Annotated in this window: 21 protein-coding genes, 1 pseudogene and 1 riboswitch; of the genes and pseudogenes, 16 read left to right on the top strand and 6 right to left on the bottom strand. The window is 60.7% G+C overall.

Translation table 11 applies throughout. The features are described 5' to 3' along the window. Both RMV17_RS12020 and RMV17_RS12015 read left to right on the top strand, forming a co-directional pair. Positions 1 to 810: an ABC transporter permease gene (locus RMV17_RS12020; protein ID WP_007918021.1), complete on the top strand. Its 810-nt coding sequence runs from the start codon at positions 1 to 3 to the stop codon at positions 808 to 810. Between the two features lie 16 nt (positions 811 to 826). Then, positions 827 to 1,981, top strand: coding sequence for an ABC transporter ATP-binding protein (locus tag RMV17_RS12015; protein ID WP_311886638.1), 1,155 nt, complete (start codon positions 827 to 829; stop codon positions 1,979 to 1,981). Between the two features lie 201 nt (positions 1,982 to 2,182). On the opposite strand, the gene map is transcribed toward RMV17_RS12015, so the two are convergent. From map to RMV17_RS12000, 3 genes are all read right to left on the bottom strand, one after another. Continuing rightward, positions 2,183 to 2,974: a type I methionyl aminopeptidase gene (gene map, locus RMV17_RS12010; protein WP_311886637.1), complete on the bottom strand. Its 792-nt coding sequence runs from the start codon at positions 2,972 to 2,974 to the stop codon at positions 2,183 to 2,185. Next, positions 2,971 to 3,198, bottom strand: a complete 228-nt coding sequence (locus RMV17_RS12005; protein ID WP_007918027.1) for a ParD-like family protein — start codon at positions 3,196 to 3,198, stop codon at positions 2,971 to 2,973. Before RMV17_RS12005 ends, map begins: the two co-directional genes overlap by 4 nt. Positions 3,199 to 3,265: 67 nt before the next feature. Then, positions 3,266 to 4,123, bottom strand: coding sequence for a LysR substrate-binding domain-containing protein (locus RMV17_RS12000; RefSeq protein WP_311886636.1), 858 nt, complete (start codon positions 4,121 to 4,123; stop codon positions 3,266 to 3,268). A gap of 109 nt (positions 4,124 to 4,232) precedes the next feature. Between RMV17_RS12000 and phnD the strand changes: the two genes are divergently transcribed. The 11 genes and pseudogenes from phnD to RMV17_RS11945 form a co-directional block, all read left to right on the top strand. Continuing rightward, positions 4,233 to 5,099, top strand: a complete 867-nt coding sequence (phnD, locus tag RMV17_RS11995; RefSeq protein WP_311886635.1) for a phosphonate ABC transporter substrate-binding protein — start codon at positions 4,233 to 4,235, stop codon at positions 5,097 to 5,099. Then, positions 5,096 to 5,887, top strand: a complete 792-nt coding sequence (gene phnC, locus RMV17_RS11990; RefSeq protein ID WP_311886634.1) for a phosphonate ABC transporter ATP-binding protein — start codon at positions 5,096 to 5,098, stop codon at positions 5,885 to 5,887. Before phnD ends, phnC begins: the two co-directional genes overlap by 4 nt. Positions 5,888 to 5,889: 2 nt before the next feature. After that, the gene (gene phnE / locus RMV17_RS11985) at positions 5,890 to 6,708 is read left to right on the top strand and encodes a phosphonate ABC transporter, permease protein PhnE (protein WP_122600153.1); all 819 of its coding nucleotides are present in this window, start codon (positions 5,890 to 5,892) and stop codon (positions 6,706 to 6,708) included. A gap of 109 nt (positions 6,709 to 6,817) precedes the next feature. Then, positions 6,818 to 7,909: an iron-containing alcohol dehydrogenase PsrA gene (gene psrA / locus RMV17_RS11980; RefSeq protein ID WP_311886633.1), complete on the top strand. Its 1,092-nt coding sequence runs from the start codon at positions 6,818 to 6,820 to the stop codon at positions 7,907 to 7,909. A gap of 131 nt (positions 7,910 to 8,040) precedes the next feature. After that, positions 8,041 to 9,336, top strand: a complete 1,296-nt coding sequence (locus RMV17_RS11975; protein ID WP_311886632.1) for an MFS transporter — start codon at positions 8,041 to 8,043, stop codon at positions 9,334 to 9,336. 10 nt (positions 9,337 to 9,346) lie between these two features. Continuing rightward, positions 9,347 to 10,216: a LysR substrate-binding domain-containing protein gene (locus RMV17_RS11970; protein WP_116029123.1), complete on the top strand. Its 870-nt coding sequence runs from the start codon at positions 9,347 to 9,349 to the stop codon at positions 10,214 to 10,216. A 74-nt stretch (positions 10,217 to 10,290) separates the two neighbouring features. Beyond that, positions 10,291 to 11,118, top strand: coding sequence for a phosphonoacetaldehyde hydrolase (gene phnX / locus RMV17_RS11965; RefSeq protein ID WP_311886631.1), 828 nt, complete (start codon positions 10,291 to 10,293; stop codon positions 11,116 to 11,118). A gap of 343 nt (positions 11,119 to 11,461) precedes the next feature. After that, positions 11,462 to 12,397, top strand: coding sequence for a Ppx/GppA family phosphatase (locus tag RMV17_RS11960; RefSeq protein WP_034152354.1), 936 nt, complete (start codon positions 11,462 to 11,464; stop codon positions 12,395 to 12,397). Between the two features lie 42 nt (positions 12,398 to 12,439). Beyond that, positions 12,440 to 12,634: riboswitch (cobalamin riboswitch) on the top strand. A gap of 143 nt (positions 12,635 to 12,777) precedes the next feature. Further along, entirely contained in the window at positions 12,778 to 13,791 is a 1,014-nt protein-coding gene (locus RMV17_RS11955) for an ABC transporter substrate-binding protein (protein ID WP_311886630.1), read from the top strand. A gap of 8 nt (positions 13,792 to 13,799) precedes the next feature. Continuing rightward, positions 13,800 to 14,804: an iron ABC transporter permease gene (locus RMV17_RS11950; RefSeq protein ID WP_178087420.1), complete on the top strand. Its 1,005-nt coding sequence runs from the start codon at positions 13,800 to 13,802 to the stop codon at positions 14,802 to 14,804. Between the two features lie 92 nt (positions 14,805 to 14,896). Further along, positions 14,897 to 15,565, top strand: a pseudogene (locus RMV17_RS11945) (ABC transporter ATP-binding protein); the annotation flags it as partial. Here the strand turns inward: RMV17_RS11945 and RMV17_RS11940 are convergent. Then, positions 15,549 to 16,055, bottom strand: a complete 507-nt coding sequence (locus RMV17_RS11940; protein ID WP_311886628.1) for a GNAT family N-acetyltransferase — start codon at positions 16,053 to 16,055, stop codon at positions 15,549 to 15,551. The pseudogene RMV17_RS11945 and the gene RMV17_RS11940 sit on opposite strands and share 17 nt — an antisense overlap. 206 nt (positions 16,056 to 16,261) lie before the next feature. Then, on the bottom strand, positions 16,262 to 18,550 hold the full coding sequence (gene metE / locus RMV17_RS11930) for a 5-methyltetrahydropteroyltriglutamate--homocysteine S-methyltransferase (RefSeq protein ID WP_311886627.1): 2,289 nt from the start codon (positions 18,548 to 18,550) through the stop codon (positions 16,262 to 16,264). A gap of 412 nt (positions 18,551 to 18,962) precedes the next feature. On the opposite strand from metE, the gene RMV17_RS11925 reads away from it, so the two are divergent. Then, complete coding sequence (locus tag RMV17_RS11925) at positions 18,963 to 20,339, top strand: cystathionine beta-synthase (protein WP_034152360.1); 1,377 nt, start codon at positions 18,963 to 18,965, stop codon at positions 20,337 to 20,339. Next, positions 20,336 to 21,508, top strand: a complete 1,173-nt coding sequence (locus RMV17_RS11920) for a cystathionine gamma-synthase (RefSeq protein WP_311886626.1) — start codon at positions 20,336 to 20,338, stop codon at positions 21,506 to 21,508. The genes RMV17_RS11925 and RMV17_RS11920 overlap by 4 nt, the downstream gene beginning before the upstream one ends. Positions 21,509 to 22,079: 571 nt before the next feature. On the opposite strand, the gene RMV17_RS11915 is transcribed toward RMV17_RS11920, so the two are convergent. Then, positions 22,080 to 22,640, bottom strand: a complete 561-nt coding sequence (locus RMV17_RS11915; RefSeq protein WP_311886625.1) for a hypothetical protein — start codon at positions 22,638 to 22,640, stop codon at positions 22,080 to 22,082. Positions 22,641 to 22,979: 339 nt separating this feature from the next. Here RMV17_RS11915 and RMV17_RS11910 point away from each other — a divergent pair, with 339 nt between their 5' ends. Further along, the gene (locus RMV17_RS11910) at positions 22,980 to 23,294 is read left to right on the top strand and encodes a hypothetical protein (RefSeq protein ID WP_311886624.1); all 315 of its coding nucleotides are present in this window, start codon (positions 22,980 to 22,982) and stop codon (positions 23,292 to 23,294) included. The last annotated feature ends 23 nt before the right edge of the window (positions 23,295 to 23,317 follow it).

Below are 23,317 nucleotides of genomic sequence, written 5' to 3'. Positions count from 1 at the left end.
ATGCTCCTGACTCCCAATGCGATGAGCCGGCGGATGCGTTTCGGCCTCTACGCCACCACCGGGCTGATCGGTCTGTTCCTGCTGTTGCCGATCGTGTTTATCGTGCTGCTGTCGTTCGGTTCCTCGCAGTGGCTGGTGTTTCCACCGCCGGGCTGGACGCTGAAATGGTACGGCCAGTTCTTCTCCAACCCCGACTGGATGAACGCCGCAGCCGCCAGCCTCAAGGTCGCCGTGCTGACCACGATCTGCGCCGTGGCCCTCGGTTTGCCGACAGCGTTTGCGCTGGTGCGCGGACGTTTTCCGGGCCGGGAAATGCTCTACGGTCTGTTCACCCTGCCAATGATCGTGCCGTTGGTAATCATTGCCGTGGCGGTGTACGCGCTGTTTCTCAAGCTCGGTTACACCGGGACGATGTTCGCTTTCGTCGTCAGCCATGTGATCGTCGCGCTGCCGTTCACCATCATCTCGATCATCAACTCGCTGAAACTGTTCGACCAGTCGATTGAAGACGCGGCGGTGATCTGCGGCGCGTCACGCCTGCAAGCGGTGTTCAAGGTGACGTTCCCGGCGATCCGCCCGGGCATGGTTGCCGGCGCCCTCTTCGCCTTCCTCGTTTCGTGGGACGAAGTGGTGCTCAGCGTGATGATGGCCAGCCCGACCCTGCAAACCCTTCCCGTAAAAATGTGGACCACTCTGCGCCAGGACCTGACGCCAGTGATCGCCGTCGCTTCGACGCTGTTGATCGGCTTGTCTGTTTTGGTCATGGTCATCGCCGCCGCGCTGCGCCGGCGCAACGAAATCAGCGCCTGAGCGCCAGGAGTACGACATGAGTGCCGTGATCAAAGACGCTTCCCAGCAGAACGACAAACCCTTGGTCAGCCTGCGCAACCTGAACAAGCACTACGGCGACTTTGCCGCCGTCGACAACATCTCGCTGGACATCAAGGACGGCGAGTTCCTGACCTTCCTCGGCTCCAGCGGCTCGGGCAAAAGCACCACACTGTCGATGCTCGCCGGGTTTGAAACACCGAGTAGCGGCGAGATTCTCGTCAACGGCCAGTCGCTGGTGAACGTGCCGCCGCACAAGCGCGACATCGGCATGGTGTTCCAGCGTTACTCGCTGTTCCCGCATCTGTCGGTGCGCGACAACATCGCCTTTCCTTTGGCGATTCGCAAACTGGCGGCGGCTGAACGTGAGAAGCGCGTCGATGCGATGTTGAAACTGGTGCAGCTTGAGCAGTTCGCCCATCGCCGCCCTTCGCAACTGTCGGGTGGTCAGCAGCAACGTGTGGCCATTGCCCGGGCGCTGGTTTATGAGCCGCGCATTCTGTTGATGGACGAACCGCTCGGTGCTTTGGATAAAAAGCTGCGGGAAGATTTGCAGGATGAACTGCGCCAACTGCATCGTCGCCTGGGCATCACAATCGTTTACGTGACCCACGACCAGGAAGAAGCCATGCGTTTGTCGCAACGCATCGCGATTTTCAGTCATGGCAAGATTGTTGGTCTGGGCAGTGGTTATGACCTTTATCAGAACCCGCCGAATGCGTTTGTGGCGTCGTTTCTGGGGAATTCGAACTTCCTCAAACTCAAGGCGCAGGGCAATGCGGCGGCTTCGTTTGAAGGACAGTCACTATCGATTCGCCTGACCGCTGGGTTGCACACCGGTCAGGATGTGTTGCTGATGGTGCGGCCGGAAAAGGCACTGGCGTTGAGCGTGGCGCAAGCAATCAGCGAACCGCTGCCTTCGGGTTGGAATGAGGTGTCAGCGAAGGTTGTGGAGGTGTTGTTTCTCGGTGAGAGCCAGACTTGCAGTGTGGTCACTTCGGGCGGGACTTCGATGACGGTGAAAGCCTTGTCGGCTGCTGGCATGCCGCTCAAGGCTGGCGATCCGGTGCAAGTGCGCTGGGCCACCGCTGACGCCTGCGTTTACACCGAATGGACCGAGAGCGACCTCAACAAAGCTGCCGGTTCTCACTGATAGCGTGTTGTCTGTGATATCTACCCCCTCACCCCAGCCCTCTCCCCCAGGGGGGCGAGGGGGAAAGGGAGCAGATCTTCATGTTGTTCAAAACTTGAGTTCGACTCGGTATCACACGTCGGTGTAACCCGTCCAAACAACCCGGTCAGTCCCCTCTCCCTCCGGGAGAGGGCTAGGGTGAGGGAACCAGTCGACGCGGTTTCAGACAATGGCGCGGTAGCCTTCAATCTCATCCGGCCACGCCGTAAGGATTTCAAACCCGGTCTCCGTCACCGCCACCATATGCTCCCACTGCGCCGACAACGACCCATCCTTGGTCAGCACAGTCCAGCCATCCGGCATATTCTTCACATGACGTTTGCCAGCATTGAGCATCGGCTCCACGGTAAAAATCATCCCCGCCTTCAACTTCAAGCCTTGATCGGGAAAGCCGTAATGCAGAATCTGCGGCTCATCGTGATAGACCTTGCCGATCCCGTGCCCGCAATACTCACGCACTACGCTGAAACCTTCTTTCTCCGCCAGCGTCTGGATCGCATGGCCGATATCACCCAGCGTCGCACCTGGTTTCACCACACGAATACCCGCGCACATCGCCTCGTAAGTGGTCTTGATCAGGTGTTGCGCCTCAGGTGTCGCCTCACCGACCACGTACATGCGGCTGGTATCACCGAACCAGCCATCCTTGATCACGGCGATGTCGAGGTTGACGATATCGCCATCCTTCAGCGGCGTGCCCGACGGAATCCCGTGGCAGACCACGTCGTTGACCGAGGCGCAGACGGTTTTCGGAAAGCCGTGATAACCGACGTTGGCCGGCACTGCTTTCTGTACGTTGACGATGTAGTCGTTACACAGTTGATCGAGCTGATCAGTGGTGACGCCTGCCTTCACGTGCGGCACCATCATCGCCAGCACTTCAGCGGCGAGTTTGCCGGCCGCGCGCGATTGGGCGATGTCGGCCGGGGTGTTGATCTTGATCTGGTTTCTCATGCGCTGACGGCTTCCTGAGTCAGTTGTTGCAGATCCAGCCCGCCGTTCTGTTCGGCGCGGATCAGCAAGCGGCAAATGGCGCTGTGGTCGAGGTTGGGGTGCAGTTCGGCGAGCATGCCGATGCGCATCCAGTGCTCGGCCTGCGCGTTGATCGAGCGGCTGAGGGCGTTGCTGGAGATACGCAGGTTCTCGTGCATATCCTCTGAAATCTTTACGATGCCCATATATGGATCCGATACGATGTGTATATGGATCGTATATTAGCCAGGCCTCGCCGAAGATTGCAAATCTTCAGCCAAGCGCCGCATCAAAAAACGACGAAATGAGCCGACTCGAACGGCGCTCAGCCAGACAATACAAATACGTTTCCGTAAACAGCTCCTCGCCCTCGATTCTGATCGTGCGGATATTCGGGTCGGCAATGAACTCCGCTTCCGACACCACGCCCAACCCGAGCCCACGCACCACCGCTTCGCGCAATGCCTCACGACTGCCGATTTCCATGGCGATGCGCGGTTTGACCTGCGCCGCGTGCAATGCCTGCTCCAGCACCAGCCGCGTGGTCGAACCGGGTTCACGTTGCAGCAGCCGCTGCCCTTCCAACTCCTCTAGCCGCACACTGCCACGATTGGCCAGCGGATGCTCATGGTGCGCGAATAAGATGATTGCGTGTCGCGCATAGCGCACCGCGCACAACGCCGGATCATCCTGACGCCCGGCCAGCACGGCGATGTCGGTCACGTAGTTTTCCAGATCCGACAGCACTTGCGCCGAGTTCCCGACGCGGATCGACACATCGATATTCGGATGCTGTTGCAGGTAACTGTCGACCATCTCGATCACGTGAAACGGCCCCACCGCACCGACCTTGAGCTGGCCACTGTCGAGCCGCCCGGAATCACGCATCAGGTTGTGCGCTTCCAGTTCCAGCAAGGCAATCCGTTGTGCGATCGGCAGCAACTGCCGCCCAACCTCCGACAACTCGATGCGCCGCCCGCGCCGATGGAACAGCTCGACGTTGTGCTGACGCTCAAGGGCCTGCACTTGCGTGGTCAACGTCGGTTGGCTCAAGCCCGACGCGCGCGCCCCGGCACTGAAACTGCCGTGACGGGCGACAGCGAGAAAGGCCCGCAATTTGGCGCTCGACATCCATAGACTCCATCAATAGTTAGCTGCGGTGTCCCATATTGAATTGATTGAATGACTGTCACGTGACAGACCTAGCCTGTGGCAACTCCCAACCACACCGTGGAATGCCATGAAAACAATCAAACAGTTTCTGCGTGTCGCCAGCCTTGCCGTACTTGCCCTGAGTGCCAGCCAGGTCTGGGCCAAGGACAAACTGACCATTGGCCTGATTCCCTCCGAAGACTCCCAGGCCATGATCGAGTCGAGCAAACAAGTGCTCGACGACCTGCAAGCCAAAATCGGCATGCCGGTGGTGCCGTTCGTGGCCACCGACTACAACGGCATCATCGAAGCGCTGCGCTCGGGCAAACTCGACGTCGCCTACCTCGGACCGTTCTCGTATGTGCTGGCGACCTCAGTGGCGGACGTTGAAGCGTTCTCCGTGGCAGTGACCAAGAAGACCGGTCAGAGCGCTTACAAAAGCGTGATTCTGGCGCGCAAGGACAGCGGCATTCATTCGCTGGCCGACCTCAAGGGGCATACGTTTGCATTCGTCGACCCGAGTTCAGCGTCTGGTCACCTGTTCCCAAAAGCAGGTCTGGAACAAGCCGGTTTTGCCCCGGACAGCTTGTTCAAACGGGTGATTTTCTCCGGCTCCCACGACGCCAGCATCCTCGCGGTCGAGAACAGGAAAGTCGACGCGGCAGCCGTGGCTGACCGCATCTTCGCCAGCGCTGTGGCCAAAGGTGTGGTGAAGCAGGATGACTTCGAAATCGTCTGGAGTTCCAAGCCGATCCCTGAATCGCCGATGGTCTGGCGCAAGGCGCTCGACCCGGAATTGAAGAAGAAAGTCGCCGATGCGCTGGCCTCGATCAAAGACGTACCGTGGGGTGATCAGGGCGTGCTTAATGGTTTCCAGCCGACCACCGACGCCTCTTACGACGTGGTGCGCGAAACCGCCAAGGTGCTCGATCTCGATTTGCGGAGCATGAAATGATCAGCATCCGCCAACTGACCAAACACTACGGCAGCAACCCGGTGTTGCGCGGCATCGACCTTGAGGTGGGTGCCGGGGAATTCGTTGTGGTGCTCGGTCAGTCCGGCGCTGGTAAATCGACCCTGCTGCGTTGCATCAATCGTCTGGCGCAGGCCGACAGCGGCACGTTGAACGTGGCGGGCATCGATGCCCTCGCCTGCCCTGATACCAGCGTTCTGCGCCGCGAAGTGGCGATGATTTTTCAGCACCACAACGTCGTGCCGCGCCTGAGCGTGCTGAAGAACGTGCTGACCGGCCGCCTCGGTTCCGTCGGCACCCTCGCCTCGATTCTGCAACTGTTCCGCCGTGACGATGTGGCGCTGGCCATGCAATGTCTGGAGCGCGTCGAACTGGCGCACAAGGCCGGTGAGCGCACCGATTCATTGTCTGGCGGGCAGAAGCAGCGCGTTGGCATCGCCCGCGCCCTGGCGCAACGGCCGAAGGTGATTCTGGCCGATGAACCGATTGCCAGCCTCGACCCGAAAACCGCGCGACTGGTGTTGCAGTACCTGCGCGACGCCACCCGCGAACTGGGCATCACCGTGCTGTGCAATCTGCATCAGGTCGAATACGCCCGTGAGTTTGGCGACCGCGTGGTCGGCCTCGCTAACGGCAGCCTGGTGTTCGATGGCAAAGCATCGAGCATGACTGAAGGCGATCTGGCGCGAATCTATCCGGGGCAAGCCACAGAGTCCTCCGCCGACTTCCCGACGCCCACCCTGTCCTACCGCGCTGCCTCGAGGGCCTGAACATGCAATCGCAAAACTACCAGTGGGTCGGCGATCGTCCCCGTGGCCCGCGCAGTTGGCTGACCACCGGCGCCGTCGTCCTGATCGTGTTGTGGACGCTGAACTGGAGCGCCCAAGGCGCGCAACTGAGCCTCGGTGAACTGGCCGCCGGGTTGCCGCAGATCGGCGACTTTCTCTCGCGTACCTTTCCGCCGGACCTGAGCATCCTCCCGCGCCTGCTGGCGCCGGCAGTGGAAACCCTGCAAATCGCCATCTGGGGCACCTTGCTTGGCGTGTTGTTGGCGATTCCGCTGTCGTTTCTCGCGGCACGCAATCTGAGCCGCAACCGCTGGCTGTTTCACGCCACTCGTCAGGCGCTGAATTTCACCCGCAGCATCAACGAACTGATCCTCGCGCTGATCTTCGTTTCGGCGGTCGGCCTCGGGCCGTTCCCCGGCGTGTTGGCGCTAGCGCTGCATGGCCTGGGCATGCTCGGCAAGTTCTTCGCCGAAAGCATCGAAGAGATCGACCAAGGCCCGATCGAAGCGCTGCAAGCGACCGGTGCCCGGCCGCTGCAGGTGATCGTGTTTGGCGTTTTACCGCAGGTCATCACGGCGTGGATTGCGGTGATTCTGTACCGCTTCGAAGTCAATCTGCGCTCGGCCACCGTGCTGGGCATGGTCGGTGCCGGCGGTTTGGGGTTCGAGCTGGTGAGCAGTCTCAAGCTGTTCAAATATCAGGAAACCGCGACCTGCATCATCGTCATCACTTTCATGGTGATCGTCGCCGACGCCGTATCAAGTCGACTGCGCGCCGCCATCCAGAGCGGTTCAACACACTAACCGCCGCTGTTATCGGTTCAGCCGATTCAAACCTGGGATTTATCGATTTGTGCCGTTGTCGGCCGCCATCGAGTATGTGGCCACACGACAACAACAAGAAGGATTCACCATGACTGCCCGTTTTCAGAACCCCGTCGATACCCGCTTCGGCTGGGGCAGCCTGCAAGACCTCGCCGCCATCACCGAGCAGCAGACCGTCGCCCTTGTGACCTTTCCTGAAGCCCGAGGGTTGGGCTTGGTGGACCGTCTGCAACGCTTGCTCGGCGAGCGCCTGATCTACATTGTCGAAGACGTCCAGCCCAACCCCGACGTCGCCCATCTGCGCAGCACTTACGAGCATTTCTGGCAGCACGCCGGCGACTGTGACGTGGTTCTCGCCGTGGGTGGCGGCAGCGTCATCGATACCGCCAAGGCGTTGATCGTCGGCACCGAATCCGGCCGCTTCGATGAACTGTTGAGCCTGCTGTCCAGCGGCAAACCGTTCACCCCGGCCCGTTGCAAACAACTGATCGCCGCACCGACGACCGCCGGCACTGGCAGCGAAGTCACGCCGTGGGCGACGATCTGGGACAGCGCCAGCCAGAAGAAATATTCGCTGCATCTGGATTGCACCTGGCCTCGCGTGGCGATCATCGATCCGCAACTGATGCTCACCGTGCCGGCCAGTGTCACCGTGTCCACCGGTCTCGATGCACTGTCCCACGCGCTGGAGGCGATCTGGAACGTGAACGCCAACCCGGTCTCGGACACCTTCGCGATTTCCGCGATCGAGGACATTCTCGAATGCCTGCCGCGCCTGCACAAAGACCTCTCCAGTCACGACTTGCGCAGCCGCATGGCGCTCGCTGCGCTCAAGGCCGGGCTAGCGTTTTCCAACACCAAAACCGCGCTGGCGCATTCGATCTCCTATGAGATGACCTTGCGTCACGGCTTGCCCCACGGCATCGCCTGCTCCTTCACCTTGCCGCTTGTATTGGGTTTGGCCTGGGGCCATGACGCCACTCGTGACCGCACCTTGCAACGGTTGTTCGGCGCGGACCTGGGCAAAGCCCAGCAGCAGTTGCGCGAGTTCCTGCACAGCCTCGGGGTGAAGACCGAGTTTGCCGATTACGGCGTCTCGGCCAAGGACGCCGAAGCCATCATCCAGCTCGCGATGCAGGGCGCCCGCGGCAAGAACTTCATCGGTTCGCAAGCCGCCTGACGTCGCCCGAAAACTGAACGACCCAAGCACAGCCGGCGGCGTACAACGCTGCGGTGATTTCCTGACGCACCGAAAAAGAGTGCACCCGCCGACGACAAACGACGGGACTCCACAACAATAAGGAAAAGATCATGAATCGTGCCCAAACCATGCCTGGTCTCGCCGTCCGTTCTGCCTCGTTCCGGGTCGCCCAGTGGCGCATGCTGCTGGCGGCGATGTTCTGTTACCTGTTTTTCTACACCGGTCGGCAGACCTTCGGTTTTGCCATTCCGGGGATTCAGGCCGAGTTCGGCCTGAGCAAGGAAACCCTCGGCTGGGCTTCTGCGGCGATGCTCTGGGCCTACGCGATTGGTCAGGCCATCAATGGCAACCTCGCCGACAAATTCGGTGGTCGGCGCATCATGACCCTCGGCGCGGTGTTGTCGTGCGGTGCCAACTGGGTGACCAGTTTTGCCGGTGGTTTCACCAGTCTGATTCTGCCGTGGGGCGTCAACGGCTACTTTCAGGCACTGGGCTGGGCGCCGGGCGGGCGGCTGATTGCCAATTGGTGGGCGGCGGGCGAGCGCGGCAAGGTCTACGGCTTCTACACCTTCGCCGCCGGTTGCGCGTCGATTCTGTCGTACGTCACCTCTATAGTCGTGCTCGAAGTGCTGCAACTGGAATGGCGCTGGATCTTCCGTTTGCCGGTGCTGCTGATGCTTGCCGGCGGGATCATTTTCTATCTGGTTGCCCGCGAACGCCCGCAGGATCTGGGCTTCGAGCCCGTGGGTGATACCGGTGTGGCCAACGCTGACGACAAACATCAGGAGGCCGCACATGGCGAAGTCGAGTCCTCGGCTCAACGCTATAAAGCGGTGCTGAGGAACCCACGTCTGCTGATCGCCGCGCTGTCATTGGGCTTTCAGAACGCGGCGCGCTACGGCTTGATCGTCTGGGTGCCGGTGCACTTTCTCGGCGCCAACTGGAAAAGCGGCGACAGCATGGTCGACCCGAAATGGATCACCGTCGCCCTCCCCGTCGGCATGGCGGTTGGCGCATTGAGCAACGGCTGGGTGTCGGACAAGCTGTTCGGTTCCAAGCGTTACCTGGCGATCATGCTCTATATGGTGCTGGGTGCTGCTACCAGCCTGTGGATGTGGAGCCTGCCGCCACACAGTGTCATCGGCCTGATCGCGTTGTTCCTTTGCGGCTTCTTCGTCTACGGCCCGGCCTCGAGTTTCTGGGCGCTGTGCCCGGATCTGGTTGGCGCCAAACGTGCCGGCACCGCGACCGGGATCATGAACTTTTCCTCGTACCTGTTCGCCGGATTGGCCGAGCCACTGATCGGGCGTCTGCTTGACACCACGGCAAATACGTCTCTGATCTTCATAGTGGTCACCAGCGCCTGCCTGTGCAGTGCGGCAGTGGCATTGTTCATTCGACGCTGACGGGACTTGCATGTACCAGTATCACAAGTGGTTGCGTTCGTTTCATGCGGTGGCCAAGACCGGCAGTTTTACCCTCGCGGCGGAGTACCTCAGCGTCGGTCAGCCGACCGTCAGCGAACAGGTCAACGCACTGGAGAACACTTTCTCGGTCGAGCTGTTCCATCGCCGTGGCCGCTACATCGAAATGAGCGCCGCCGGGCACAAGCTCTACGCGATCACTCAGGGCCTGTTCGGTCAGGAGGATGAAGCGGTGCAACTGCTGCAGAGTTTCAAACAACGCAAAACCGGTATGCTGCGCCTCGGCGCGGTGTCGCCGCCGATCGCGATGAACCTGACCTACGAGCTGATGCAGCGACATCCGGATATCGAACTGGAAACTTCGTTTTCCTCGGAAAAGGACACCCTGGCGCGGCTGTTCAACTTTGATATCGACGTAGCGATCCTGGCCTTGTCGGAATTCGATGAGCGCTTCCATACGCGGCTGTATCACCGTTATCCAATCATCGCCGTGGTCCGCGATGACCATCCGTGGGCCAGTCAGGCGCAGGTACACATCAGTGAAATCAGCGGCGAAAAATGGGTGATGCGCGAGAAAAGTGCGCGCACCCGGCAACTGGTGGAAGAAAGCTGCAAGCGCCTCGATATCGAGCTCGATTGCGTCATGCAACTCAACAGCCGCGAAGCCATCGTCCACGCGATCGTCAAAGGCATCGGCATCGGTTTTGTCTCGGCCGTCGAGTACGCCGAAACACCCGGCACCACGCCGATCACCTTTGTCGATCACCCGTTCTTTATCGAATACCACCTGTGCTGCCTCGGTATCCGCCGGAACCGGCCAGTGATTGCCGAACTGTTTGATGCGAATCCACCGCTGACCTGATCAGCACTGACCCTTGAACCGCCTACCTCATTGCCGAGGGACGGCCCACGCGTACCTGAAAACGGAGATTGACCATGCAGTACCAACAACCGACTCACCTGCAAGCCGCGATCCTCGACTGGGCCGGCACCGTTGTCGATTTCGGCTCGTTTGCACCGACGCAGATTTTCGTCGAAGCCTTTGCCGAGTTTGGCGTCACCGTGTCGCTGGAAGAAGCGCGCGGGCCGATGGGCATGGGCAAGTGGGATCACATTCGCACCCTGTGCAACCTGCCGCAGATCGCTGAGCGCTATCGTGCAGCGTTTGATCGCTTGCCGAGTGACGACGATGTCACGGCAATCTACGAGCGCTTCATGCCGTTGCAGATCGAAAAAATCGCCCTGCATTCGGCGTTGATTCCCGGCGCGCTCGAAGCCATTGCAGCATTGCGCGACAAGGGTTTGAAAATCGGCTCCTGCTCGGGTTATCCGGCGGTGGTGATGGCCAAGGTCGTCGAACTGGCGCGAGAAAATGGCTACGTCGCTGACCATGTCGTCGCCACCGATGAAGTGCCCAACGGCCGGCCATATCCGGCGCAGGCGCTGGCCAACGTGATTGCTCTGGGCATTGATGACGTGGCGGCGTGCGTAAAGGTCGATGACACCTGGCCGGGGATTCTCGAAGGGCGCGCCGCCGGTATGTGGACGGTGGCGTTGACTTGCTCCGGCAATGCGCTGGGCCTGACCTACGAGCAATACAAGGCGCTGCCGTTGGATCGACTGGCGGAAGAACGTGCGCGGATCGGCAAGATGTTCGCGCCTTCGCGCCCGCATTATCTAATTGACACCATCGCCGAGCTGCCGGAAGTGATTGACGACATCAATGCGCGTCTGGCCCGGGGCGAAACCCCGCAAGTTTGCTGACGCATCCCCCTTACCCCTGATCGTTCCCACGCTCTGCGTGGGAATGCAGCCCGTGACGCTCCGCGTCACTGGACGCAGAGCGTCCCTAGAGGCATTCCCACGCGGAGCGTGGGAACGATCAACAGCTAAATCGCAGGCAAAAAAAAGCTGCCAAAAATGGCAGCAAAAACTTTAAGAACACGCGATGTATTGGCCCCAGCATAGACGCCGGATAATGACAGTGTCATGACAGCACCAAATTCATTAGATCGCCCCCGCCCCGTCATCAGGATGTCATCAAGATCACGGCAGAATCCTCGCAAACCGTCTTGAGCCTCGCGACGGATGCTCTGCAAGGATTCCCATGAAAGAAGACGCCTCGCTGTTTGCCGCCATCGACCTGGGTTCGAATGCCTTTCGCCTGATGATCGGCCAGTCAGTGCGCAGTCGAAAAGGCCTGCAGATTCAGGAAGTGAAAACCCTGCGCGAACCGGTACGCCTCGCCGAGGGCTTTGACGGTGGCGCGCTGGATGCCTTGGCACTGGATCGCGGCTGGCAAGCATTGGCGCGGTTCGGCAAGAAGCTGCGCGGTTTCGAGGCCGGCCGAGTCCGTGCGGTGGCCACCAGCGCGGTGCGCGAGGCTGACAATGCGCAGCTGTTTCTGGCCAGTGCCGAGCGGCATCTGGGCTTTCCCATCGACGTCATTTGCGGCCATGAAGAAGCGCGTCTGGTCTATGCCGGCGTGACCCACGCCTTGCCAAGCGCTGAAGACCTGCGCCTGGTGGTCGACATCGGCGGCGGCTCAACCGAGCTGATCCTCGGCCAAGGCTCGCAACCGTTGCTCACCGAAAGCATCGCCATCGGCAGCGGCACCTTGAGCACGCGCTTCTTTCGCGGCGGTGACGTGTCTGCCGGCGCGCTACAGGAGGCCGAACGCTTCGCCATCCTGCAGTTTGAAAAGGTTGCCCGGCGCTATCGTGCGCAGGGCTGGCAGCAAACCATCGGTTCGTCCGGCACTGCGCGCATGCTGGCTAAAGTGCTCAAGGCCAATCGCCTCAACGACTACGGTCAGGACGGCATCACCTACGGCGGACTGCTGCGCCTGTCGCTGCTTCTGCTGAAGGTGAACAACGTCCAGCAACTGAAACTGGCCGGGCTGCAACCTCATCGTCAGAGCATTTTGCCCGGCGGTCTGGTGTTGATGCTGGCCGCCTTCAAAGTGTTCGGCATCGCACAAATGTTGCCGTCAGAACCGGGTCTGCGTTTGGGCGTATTGCACGGTTTGATGAGCCAGCACTAATCCTCGCCACGGCAGATTCGTCTCCCCTTCAGCGGCTCGATCGACTACCATGCCGCCGTCGGTTCCCGAAGGGGACTAATAGGGAATCCGAGATGCTTGCACAGCATTGACCGGAACTGCCCCCGCAACTGTAGGTGCCGAGCCTGCTCCACGACTGCCACTGGGTGAACCCCGGGAAGGCCGGAGCCAGGCGATGACGCATCAGTCAGGAGACCTGCCGGCACAGTGACTACTAACCGGCGGGGTGTCCGGGAAGGACATCGTGCCGTGCGCGTCTTTGTTTACTGCCCGGCCTTGCGCTGTTGCCCTGACTGCGTTCGAAGATGTGTTTCCGATCCGTACTCTCCCGCTCCCCGTACGGTTCCCTCGGAGACTGCCCCATGCTGCTGCCCCGCATTGCCACCCTCATCACCGGCCTGAGCCTTGGCGCCCTGGCGCAGGCGGCACCGACTGTCTATCCACTGACGATAGAAAACTGCGGCAGCACCCTGACCTTCCAGCACGCACCGACGCGCACCGTGACCATCGGCCAGGCCGGCACGGAAATGCTCTACGCCATGGGCCTGAGCGACAAAGTCGTCGGCACGTCACTGTGGTTCAACAATGTATTGGCCAGATACAAGGCGCAGAACGACCAGATCGAGCGCCTGGCCGACAACGAACCGAGTTTCGAATCGGTGATCGGCAAGCGCCCGGAACTGGTGGCTGTCGAGCTGGAATGGATGGTCGGCCCGCAAGGTGCGGTCGGCACCCGCGAGCAGTTTCATGAACTGAAGATTCCGACTTACCTGCTACCTTCCGATTGCGAAGCCAAGGACAACCTCGTCGGCGCCGACGGTACGCGGCTGGCGCCGTTCCGCATCGACACGATTTACAAGAGCGTGAGCCAACTGGCGCAGATCTTCGATGTGCAGGAGCGTGGCCAGCAGCTCAATGATGAACTCAAGGCCAGCCTCGCCAAATCGATCGCCACCGCCCAAGGCAAACAGCTCAAGGATGCCAGCGCACTGGTGTGGTTCTCCAGCGCACAAATGGACATCGAGCCATTCGTGGCCGGGCACAAAGGCATTCCCGATTTCATGCTCAGCACCCTCGGCGTGCGCAACGTGGTGGAGTCCGATGAAGAGTGGCCAACGGTCGGCTGGGAAACCATCGCCAAGGCTAATCCGACCTTCCTGGTCATCGCGCGCATGGATCGCCGACGCTTCCCCGCTGACGACTATGAAAAGAAACTCGCCTTCCTGCGCAGCGACCCGGTGACGCGCAATATGGACGCGGTGAAGCACAACCGCATCATCATTCTCGACGCCATGGCCATGCAGGCGAGCCTGCGCATGTTCGACGGCATTGAGCAACTGGCCACGGCCATCAACGGCTATGACCTGTCGCAATGAGTGCCAGTCTGATCCGTACGTTGCTGGCCCTGGCGACGCTGTTGATTGCCGTAGTTGCTGGCGTGGCCATCGGTGAAACCTCGATTGAACCGGGCGTGGTCGTGCAAGTGCTGGCGAACAAATTGTGGGGCGCCGGGCATGTGCTCGACCCTATCGACGAAGGCATCGTCTGGAACTACCGCTTGACCCGCGCACTGGTCGCGGCCGCGTGCGGTGCCGGTCTGGCGACGTGCGGGGTGATCTTGCAGTCGCTTCTGCGCAACCCGTTGGCGGATCCCTATCTGCTGGGGATTTCTGCCGGCGCCTCGACCGGGGCGGTGATGGTGGCGTTGCTCGGGGTTGGCGCCGGAATGATCTCGTTATCCGTCGGTGCATTTGCCGGCGCAGTGACAGCGTTTGTGCTGGTGATTCTGCTGGCGCGGGTCAGCGGTTCGGCGAGCGGCACCGGGCAAATCATTCTTGCGGGGATTGCCGGCTCGCAGCTGTTCAATGCGCTGACGGCGTTTCTGATTACCCGCTCGGCCAGCTCCGAGCAGGCACGCGGGATCATGTTCTGGCTGCTGGGCAATCTCGGTGGCGTGCGTTGGCCGTCGGTGTGGTTGGCGGTGCCGGTGGCCGTGTTCGGGTTGGTCGTGTGTCTGTGGCATCGGCGGGCGCTGGATGCGTTTACCTTTGGCGCGGATTCGGCGGCGTCTCTCGGCATTCCGGTGCGACGTGTGCAGATTTTGTTGATTGGCTGCGCGGCGCTGGTGACGGCAGTGATGGTGTCGATTGTCGGCTCGATCGGTTTTGTCGGGTTGGTGATCCCCCACGCCGCGCGGCTGTTGCTTGGCACCGGGCATGCACGCCTGCTGCCGGCCAGTGCGTTGGGCGGCGCGGTGTTTCTGATTGCTGCTGATGTGCTGTCGCGCACGCTGATCAAGGGGCAGGTGATTCCGGTCGGGGTGATAACCGCACTGGTCGGTGCCCCGGTGTTTGCCCTGATTCTGGTGGGTCGGAGATCAGCGCGATGAGCAGTGTTCTGAGTTGCTCCGGGTTGACGTTCAAAGTGCGCGGCGCCGAGTTGCTCAACGGTGTCAGCCTTGAGGTGCAGCGCGGCGAAACACTGGGCATCGTCGGGCCGAATGGCTCGGGTAAATCCACCCTGTTGAAATTGCTGGCCGGATTGCGCGAACCGAGCGCTGGCGAGGTGCTGCTTGAAGGTCAGCGCCTCGGCAAAATGGCCCGGCGCAGCATTGCGCAAAAGCTTGCGGTGGTCGAACAACAGGCCGACACCGACGACGGCATTCGCGTGTTCGACGCCGTGGCACTCGGGCGCACGCCCTGGCTGTCGGCGCTGCAACCGTGGTCGGCGACGGACGATGCGATCGTCCAACAAGCGCTCACCGACGTTGACGCGACGCACCTGCGTACGCGTCTGTGGCGCAGCCTGTCGGGCGGCGAACGGCAGCGGGTGCACATTGCCCGAGCATTGGCGCAGCGCCCGCAAATTCTACTGTTGGATGAGCCGGCCAATCATCTCGACATTCAGCATCAACTGACCATTCTCAACGTCGTGCAGGCGTTGCCGGTGACCACGCTGATCGCCTTGCATGACCTCAATCAGGCGCTGAAGTGTGATCGCCTGGCAGTGCTGGAGCGCGGGCGGCTGGTGGCGTTGGGCAAGCCGCTGGAGGTGCTGACACCACAGCGGTTACACGAGACGTTCGGGGTCAGGGCGCATTACCTGACAGACCCGTTCGATGGGGCGCAGATTCTCAGATTTCACTCATGACGTTGTGCATGTGGTTTGTTTGCCAGACCGGGTCAGCGTCGACGTCAATAATCTCGAAACCCTGTCGCTGCCAGAACTCAATGGCGCCCGGCAGAAACGGATGGGTGTGCAGGTAGATCACCTCGACTGCTTCGGCGAGTGCCAGGTCTCTGAGTGATCGATATAACGCACCGGCCAGCCCCGAGCGGCGCTGCGATGGCAGGACAAACAGGCGGACGACTTCCACCACCTTAAGATCCGGATAGGGCAAGTGCGGGAAGCGCCGGTCGTAACGGAGATAGCCGATTGAGGCGACAATCTGCCCTTCGTAGCGAGCGATCAGAAAGCGCCCTGCCCCACGCAGATAAACCTCGGCAAAACGCGCCAGATCGTCAGGCATGCCCGTTGCGCTGAGCTTGGGGAAAAGCTCGGCGCGGGCCTTTAAGGCAAAATTCAGCACTTCAGGAATGTCGGCGTCAGACACTGCCTGGATAACGGGTTGATCACTCATATAGCGGCAAACACCTGAGATGCGGCTGGGCACAGTAGCAACAACAGGTCCCGTGAGGCCATCCAGAATCTCATGCCTTGCACTAATCCCTGTGGGAGCGAGCTTGCTCGCGAAGGCGGCAGATCATCCAAGATTGATGTTGACTGACAGGACGCTTTCGCGAGCAAGCTCGCTCCCACAGGATCGGGTGTCATACCGTTTGAGCGTTACGCCAGCTCTTTGCGCAGTTGCCGGGCGGCGGTGACCATGTGCACCAGCGCCGCTTCCGTCTCCGGCCAGCCACGGGTTTTCAAACCGCAATCCGGGTTGACCCACAGCCGCTCGGCCGGAATCCGCTTGGCAGCCTTGCGCAGCAGATTAGCCATTTCCGCAGCATCCGGGATGCGTGGCGAGTGAATGTCATAGACGCCCGGGCCGATTTCGTTCGGGTAGGCGAAGGCTTCGAATGCGTTCAGCAGCTCCATATCGGAACGCGAGGTTTCGATGGTGATCACGTCAGCATCCATCGCCGCAATCGACTCGATCACATCGTTGAACTCGCTGTAGCACATGTGCGTGTGGATCTGCGTTTCGTCGCGCACACCGGAGGCGCACAGGCGGAACACTTCAGTTGCCCAGTCCAGATAATGCTGCCACTGCGCCTGACGTAACGGCAGGCCTTCACGGAACGCCGCTTCGTCGATCTGCACGATCTTGATGCCGGCGGCTTCCAGATCGACCACTTCATCGCGAATGGCCAGTGCCAACTGGCGGGCCTGCACTTCGCGGCTCACGTCTTCGCGGGGGAACGACCACATCAGCATGGTCACAGGACCGGTCAACATGCCTTTCATGACTTTGTCGGTCAGGCCCTGGGCGTAGCGGATCCACTCCACGGTCATGGCTTTCGGGCGGCTGAGGTCGCCGAAGATCACCGCCGGTTTCACGCAGCGCGAACCGTAACTTTGTACCCAGCCGAAACGGGTGAACACGTAGCCGTCGAGTTGCTCGGCGAAGTACTCGACCATGTCGTTACGCTCGGCCTCACCGTGCACCAGCACATCGAGGCCCAGACGTTCCTGGATTTCCACTGCGTGACGGATCTCGCTGTGCATGGCTTCGGTGTATTCGGCTTCGGTCAGCTTGCCTTGCTTGAACGACTGACGAGCGAGACGGATCGACGCGGTTTGCGGGAACGAGCCGATCGTCGTAGTCGGGAACAACGGCAGATCAAGGCCGGCGCGCTGCTTGGCGATGCGCTGGGCGAACAGCGATTGACGCTGGCTGTCCTTGGCCGTAATCGCCGCGACCCGCGCCTGAACCGCAGGTTTGTGAATGCGCGGCGAAGCAGCGCGAGCCGCCTGCACCGAACGGCTTTCGGTCAATGCTCGCAGCACTTTCGGCGCTTCCGGCTCATTGACGGCATGCGTCAGAACAGCCACTTCTTCGCACTTCTGCACAGCAAAGGCCAGCCAGCTTTTCAGCTCGGCATCGAGTTTGTCTTCACGGCCCAGATCCACCGGGCTGTGCAACAACGAGCAGGACGGCGCGACCCACAGACGCTCACCCAGACGCTCATGGGCATGGCGCAATGTCGCCAAGGCGTTTTCCAGATCGCAGCGCCAGACGTTACGGCCATTGACCACGCCCAGGGACAACACTTTGTAGGCCGGCAGACGATCGAGAATGGTCGGGTACTGCTCCGGCGCACGCACCAGATCAATGTGTAAACCGTCGACCGGCAGGTTGGCCGCCAGACCGAGGTTTTCTTCCAGACCACCAAAGTAAGTCGCTAGGAGTTTCTTCAGCGGATCACGCTGGATCTGGTTGTAGGCACGCTCGAAAGCATTCTTCCATTCCTGCGGCAGGTCGAGCACCAGAATCGGCTCGTCAATCTGCACCCACTCGACGCCTTGGGCAGCGAGACGCGCGAAGATCTGCCCGTACAGCGGCAGCAAACGATCGAGCAAATCCAGCTTGTCGAATTCGGCGCCCTTGGCCTTGCCCAGCCACAGATACGTCAGCGGGCCGATGATCACCGGTTTGACGTTGTGGCCCAGCGCACGGGCTTCTTCGACTTCTTCGAACAACTGCTCCCAACCCAACTGGAACTGCTGATCAGCACTGAATTCCGGGACGAGATAGTGATAGTTGGTGTCGAACCACTTGGTCATTTCCTGGGCGTGCGCACCGCCGCAGCAGCTGTCGCTAACGCCACGAGCCATGCCAAACAGGGTCTGCAGATTGGCTTTGCCGTCATGCGGACGGAAGCGCTCGGGGATGACGCCGAACATCAGCGAGTGCGTCAGGACCTGGTCGTACCAGGCGAAATCGCCGACCGGCAGCAGCGCAATGCCAGCGTTTTTCTGCAAGTCCCAGTGGACCTTGCGCAGCTCACGGCCGACGTCACGCAGGCCGGCCTCGTTCAGTTCTCCTTTCCAGAACGCCTCTTGCGCTTTTTTCAGTTCGCGGTCGCGACCGATACGCGGAAATCCAAGGGAATGGGCCAGTGCCATAACAAACAACTCCAATGTCCTGTTGATGGCGGCCATTGTCGGCATCGGTCGCTAGTGAGACAAACTCAATTTAATCTTGATCAACACGAGTTTCTCTCATGATCGAATCATCGCTGAAAACGCCTCTGACTTGCGCGCGACCAAAAACATATAGCTATATTCGCAGCAGGAAATTTCTTCACAGATCAAGCGATTGGTGCCAGTGAAGACGCCCTTTGAAAACTCAATGACGCCTCCGTGTAAACGCACTCGAAGCCGCCCCGGCAGGTCTTTGATTTCGATCTATCGTTAGATCGAAATGGCTGTATTGACGACCGACTAAAGGTTGCGACAGCCGATGTCTGAGCCTATGTTGCACGCGAGTCTTTTCCCCGCGATTGGAACGCGATCAACACCATTAAGAGGTGAAGAAATGTCAAAGGAATCACGCCCTGCCGTACTTGGGCTGATCGGCAATACTCCACTGGTTCAAGTCACCCGCTTCGACACCGGGCCTTGCACGCTGTTTCTCAAACTCGAATCACAGAACCCCGGTGGTTCGATCAAGGACCGCATCGGCCTGGCGATGATCGACGCCGCCGAGCGTGATGGTCGCCTGCAACCCGGCGGCACTATCGTCGAAGCCACCGCCGGCAACACCGGCCTGGGCCTGGCACTGGTTGGCCGCGCCAAGGGTTATCGCGTGGTGCTGGTGGTACCGGACAAAATGTCCACCGAGAAAGTCCTGCACTTGAAGGCCATGGGTGCCGAGGTGCACATCACCCGCTCCGACGTCGGCAAGGGCCATCCCGAGTATTACCAGGATGTCGCCGCACGTTTGGCCAAAGATATTCCCGGCGCATTTTTCGCCGACCAGTTCAACAACCCGGCCAACCCGCTGGCTCATGAATGCAGCACCGCGCCGGAGATCTGGGCGCAGACTGAACATGATCTGGACGCCATCGTTGTCGGTGTCGGTTCGGCCGGTACGCTGACTGGCCTGAGTCGTTTCTTCAAACGCGTACAACCGGATCTGGAAATGGTCCTCGCCGATCCAGTCGGCTCGGTGATGGCGCAATACAGCCGCGACGGCTCCCTGCCGAAGCCTGGCTCTTGGGCCGTGGAAGGCATCGGCGAGGATTTCATTCCGTCGATCACCGATCTCTCCAGCGTGCGTCACGCCTACTCGATCAGCGATGAAGAAAGCTTCGATCACGCCCGTCAGTTGCTCAAGGCTGAAGGCATTCTCGGCGGCTCGTCGACCGGCACCCTGCTCGCGGCGGCGCTGCGTTATTGCCGTGAACAGACCGAGCCGAAACGTGTGGTGAGCTTCGTCTGCGACACCGGCACGCGCTATCTGTCGAAGGTCTACAACGACCAGTGGATGACCGATCAAGGCCTGTTGCAGCGCAAGGGTTATGGCGACCTGCGTGACCTGATCGCCCGCCGCTTCGAGGACGGCCGCGTGATCAGTGTCGGCCCCGACGACACCCTGCTGACCGCGTTCCAGCGCATGCGCCTGGCCGATGTCTCGCAATTGCCGGTGCTGGTGGAAGGCAAGCAACTGGTCGGTGTGATCGACGAATCAGACATCCTGCTTCCGGTGCACGAAGACGCCGCGCGCTTCAGCCAATCGGTGTCCAGCGTGATGACCGACAAGCTGCAAACCCTTGCCCCCGCTGCCAGTCTTTCCGAGCTGGAAGCGGTGCTCAGCCGTGGCCTCGTCGCCATCATCGCCGATGCATCAGGCTTCCATGGCCTGATCACCCGCACCGACATGCTCAACCAATTACGGAGATCCCTCGCATGAGTCAGCACGACGACAAATCCCAAGGCTTCGCGACCCGGGTGATCCACGCCGGGCAGACGCCGGACCCGACCACCGGCGCGCTGATGCCGCCGATCTACGCCAACTCCACCTATCTGCAAGACAGCCCCGGCGTGCACAAGGGTTTCGATTACGGCCGCTCGCACAACCCGACGCGTTTTGCCCTGGAGCGTTGCGTGGCGGACCTTGAAGGCGGCACCCAGGCGTTCGCGTTCGCCTCCGGGCTGGCGACGATTTCCACGGTGCTCGAACTGATCGATGCCGGTTCGCACGTGATCTCCGGCAATGACTTGTACGGCGGCACGTTCCGCCTGTTCGACAAGGTTCGTCAGCGCAGTGCCGGACACCGTTTCAGCTACGTCGATCTGACTGACCTGGCGGCGTTCGAAGCGGCGCTGCAGGACGACACACGCCTGGTCATTGTCGAGTCACCGACCAACCCGCTGCTGAGCCTGTCGGACCTCGCCGCTATCGCCCGTATCTGCCGCGCTCGCGGGATCATCAGCGTGGCCGACAACACCTTTGCCAGCCCGTATATCCAGCGGCCGCTGGAGCTGGGTTTCGACATCGTGCTGCACTCGACCACCAAGTACCTGAACGGCCACTCCGATGTAATCGGCGGCATCGCCGTGGTCGGCCAGAACCAAGAACTGGCCGAGAAGCTGGGCTTTCTGCAGAACGCAGTCGGTGCGATTGCTGGGCCGTTCGATGCGTTCCTGACTCTGCGCGGGGTGAAGACTCTGGCACTGCGCATGGAGCGTCATTGCAGCAACGCGCTGGATCTGGCGCAGTGGCTGGAACAGCAGCCGCAGGTCAAACGCGTCTACTATCCGGGGCTGGCTTCGCATCCGCAGCATGAGTTGGCCAAGCGCCAGATGCGTGGTTTTGGCGGAATGATTTCCGTCGATCTGAACAGCGATCTGGCCGGTGCGCGGCGGTTTTTGGAGAACGTGAAGATCTTTGCGTTGGCGGAAAGTCTGGGCGGTGTGGAGAGCCTGATCGAGCACCCGGCGATCATGACTCACGCGACCATTCCGGCTGATACCCGGGCGAAACTGGGGATCGGCGATGGCCTGGTGCGTCTGTCGGTGGGCGTCGAGGACGTCGAAGACCTGCGCGCCGATCTGGCGCAGGCACTGCAAGCGATCTGATCTGGCAGAACGACAAAGCCCGCACGAAGCGGGCTTTGGTGTTCGAGCAGGCGGCCAGTGCTGGTCTCTGGCTTACAAGGTTTATCGGGCTTCCCACAGTACCGGGCCAAATTGAAAAGGTACGGCCTCGGCTGCTTCACACGGCATAAGGGCTGGATCTCAGCGCGGAGATCTTTCTAACCGTGTACCTTTCGGAGCGCGCCCCACGCCCCCTTGCTATCCGATTGCGCATCAGTCTGCGTCTTCGCCTACATCTTTAAGCCTAGCAAAGGCTCGCCGACGCGAATCAGTGTTTTTAGACTGATTCGAGCTTTGCCCCAATCGGGCAGGAAGCGAAGCGACTAACGGCCGTCGATCCCCCCGCCGCATCGCCTCGCAATCGCGATCTATACTCAATCAGTTCGATCATGATTCTGTCGACACCCGCATGCTTGACTGCGTGCCCGTGCCTTTCGCCAACCAGACTGACCCCAGCCAAATGAGTCGTGGCGCCAGCCAATACGCGGCGGACGATGCCTTATCGCTTTGTGGCTGCCGGGGCGTGGAGAAAACTATGAAACACAAGCTGTTGTCAGGCGTGCTTCTGGCGGTCGTGGCGACCGTGGTGGTGCCTAATGTCTGGGCGGCGCAGCCGCAGGCGTTGGCGTCCGATGGATCGGATCATGTGGGTGCCGGGGCAGTGGCTTCGGATGGCTCCGATCACGTTGGCGCAGGTGCGGTGGCTTCTGATGGTGCCGATCATGTTGGCGCTGGCGCGGTCGCTTCTGACGGCTCCGATCACGTTGGCGCAGGTGCGGTCGCTTCTGATGGTGCCGATCATGTTGGCGCGGGCGCGGTCGCTTCTGACGGTGCCGATCATGTCGGTGCAGGTGCGGTCGCTTCTGACGGTGCCGATCATGTCGGCGCTGGTGCGGTCGCTTCTGACGGTGCCGATCATGTCGGTGCAGGTGCGGTCGCTTCTGACGGTGCCGATCATGTTGGTGCGGGTGCCGTAGCTTCTGATGGCGCTGATCATGTTGGCGCTGGCGCGGTCGCTTCTGACGGTGCCGATCATGTCGGTGCAGGTGCGGTCGCTTCTGACGGTGCCGATCATGTTGGCGCGGGTGCAGTCGCCTCTGATGGTGCCGATCATGTCGGTGCAAGTGCGCTGGCTTCTGATGGAGCCGATCGTACCGGCGTCAACCGGGTTGCCTATTCGCGCGTCGGCGTCGGCTCTGATCGTGTTGCCTCGGCACTGATGACAGGCAGTTATTCCGACCAGTTCAACAGCCCTCAGTAATCCTTCCTTGGCCCAACGGGCGGTTCCAGCGAACCGCCTGTCGAGCGCCGCACTAGCACATTTGTGCTAATCGACCGCCCTGCCACCCGGCGTTATATTCCCCCGCAACCCCGATGTTCCTCAACGTTGCCTGTTCGCAGCGTGCGGGATCGTTGTGCCTGGAAATCAGAACAACACCAAGGAAGACTCACCATGAAACTCCATGCAAACCTCACCAAAATCGCCGTATTCGGCGCCGTGCTGCTCGGCGTGGCCGGCTGCCAGACCGTCAAACCCACTGAAGCGAGCATGAAAGAACGCGCGCAAACGGTGATCGGTAAACCGGTGTCGAAAATCGACAATATCCGCAACGACAGCACCCTCACCTACTACACCGCGTACACCCCGGCCGGGGAATACAACTGTGAATTGCCCAGCGGCGTAATCATCGCCGTGGCCAGCATGGGCATGATGTCGCCGCCGCTGTCGTGCCTGCCGAAAGGCGCCTCGCCGATTCCACTGCAGTAACTTCCCCGCCCGGTAAAGGACAC

The sequence above is a fragment of the Pseudomonas sp. VD-NE ins genome (genome assembly GCF_031882575.1).
Lineage (GTDB): Bacteria > Pseudomonadota > Gammaproteobacteria > Pseudomonadales > Pseudomonadaceae > Aquipseudomonas > Aquipseudomonas fluorescens_BZ.
This window is presented reverse-complemented; position numbering and strand designations above follow the sequence as displayed.

Bases quoted from the DNA above. Each gene is read 5' to 3' on its own strand.
- RMV17_RS12020 (WP_007918021.1), top strand. From the start codon at position 1: ATGCTCCTGACTCCCAATGCGATGAGCCGGCGGATGCGTTTCGGCCTC.
- RMV17_RS12000 (WP_311886636.1), bottom strand. From the start codon at position 4,123: ATGTCGAGCGCCAAATTGCGGGCCTTTCTCGCTGTCGCCCGTCACGGC.
- psrA (WP_311886633.1), top strand. From the start codon at position 6,818: ATGACTGCCCGTTTTCAGAACCCCGTCGATACCCGCTTCGGCTGGGGC.
- RMV17_RS11975 (WP_311886632.1), top strand. From the start codon at position 8,041: ATGAATCGTGCCCAAACCATGCCTGGTCTCGCCGTCCGTTCTGCCTCG.
- RMV17_RS11970 (WP_116029123.1), top strand. From the start codon at position 9,347: ATGTACCAGTATCACAAGTGGTTGCGTTCGTTTCATGCGGTGGCCAAG.
- phnX (WP_311886631.1), top strand. From the start codon at position 10,291: ATGCAGTACCAACAACCGACTCACCTGCAAGCCGCGATCCTCGACTGG.
- RMV17_RS11925 (WP_034152360.1), top strand. From the start codon at position 18,963: ATGTCAAAGGAATCACGCCCTGCCGTACTTGGGCTGATCGGCAATACT.
- RMV17_RS11960 (WP_034152354.1), top strand. From the start codon at position 11,462: ATGAAAGAAGACGCCTCGCTGTTTGCCGCCATCGACCTGGGTTCGAAT.
- phnD (WP_311886635.1), top strand. From the start codon at position 4,233: ATGAAAACAATCAAACAGTTTCTGCGTGTCGCCAGCCTTGCCGTACTT.
- metE (WP_311886627.1), bottom strand. From the start codon at position 18,550: ATGGCACTGGCCCATTCCCTTGGATTTCCGCGTATCGGTCGCGACCGC.
- RMV17_RS11940 (WP_311886628.1), bottom strand. From the start codon at position 16,055: ATGAGTGATCAACCCGTTATCCAGGCAGTGTCTGACGCCGACATTCCT.
- RMV17_RS11915 (WP_311886625.1), bottom strand. From the start codon at position 22,640: ATGATCGGCACCATCAGAGGCGACTGCACCCGCGCCAACATGATCGGC.
- phnC (WP_311886634.1), top strand. From the start codon at position 5,096: ATGATCAGCATCCGCCAACTGACCAAACACTACGGCAGCAACCCGGTG.
- RMV17_RS12015 (WP_311886638.1), top strand. From the start codon at position 827: ATGAGTGCCGTGATCAAAGACGCTTCCCAGCAGAACGACAAACCCTTG.
- RMV17_RS11955 (WP_311886630.1), top strand. From the start codon at position 12,778: ATGCTGCTGCCCCGCATTGCCACCCTCATCACCGGCCTGAGCCTTGGC.
- RMV17_RS11920 (WP_311886626.1), top strand. From the start codon at position 20,336: ATGAGTCAGCACGACGACAAATCCCAAGGCTTCGCGACCCGGGTGATC.
- map (WP_311886637.1), bottom strand. From the start codon at position 2,974: ATGAGAAACCAGATCAAGATCAACACCCCGGCCGACATCGCCCAATCG.
- RMV17_RS11910 (WP_311886624.1), top strand. From the start codon at position 22,980: ATGAAACTCCATGCAAACCTCACCAAAATCGCCGTATTCGGCGCCGTG.
- RMV17_RS12005 (WP_007918027.1), bottom strand. From the start codon at position 3,198: ATGGGCATCGTAAAGATTTCAGAGGATATGCACGAGAACCTGCGTATC.
- phnE (WP_122600153.1), top strand. From the start codon at position 5,890: ATGCAATCGCAAAACTACCAGTGGGTCGGCGATCGTCCCCGTGGCCCG.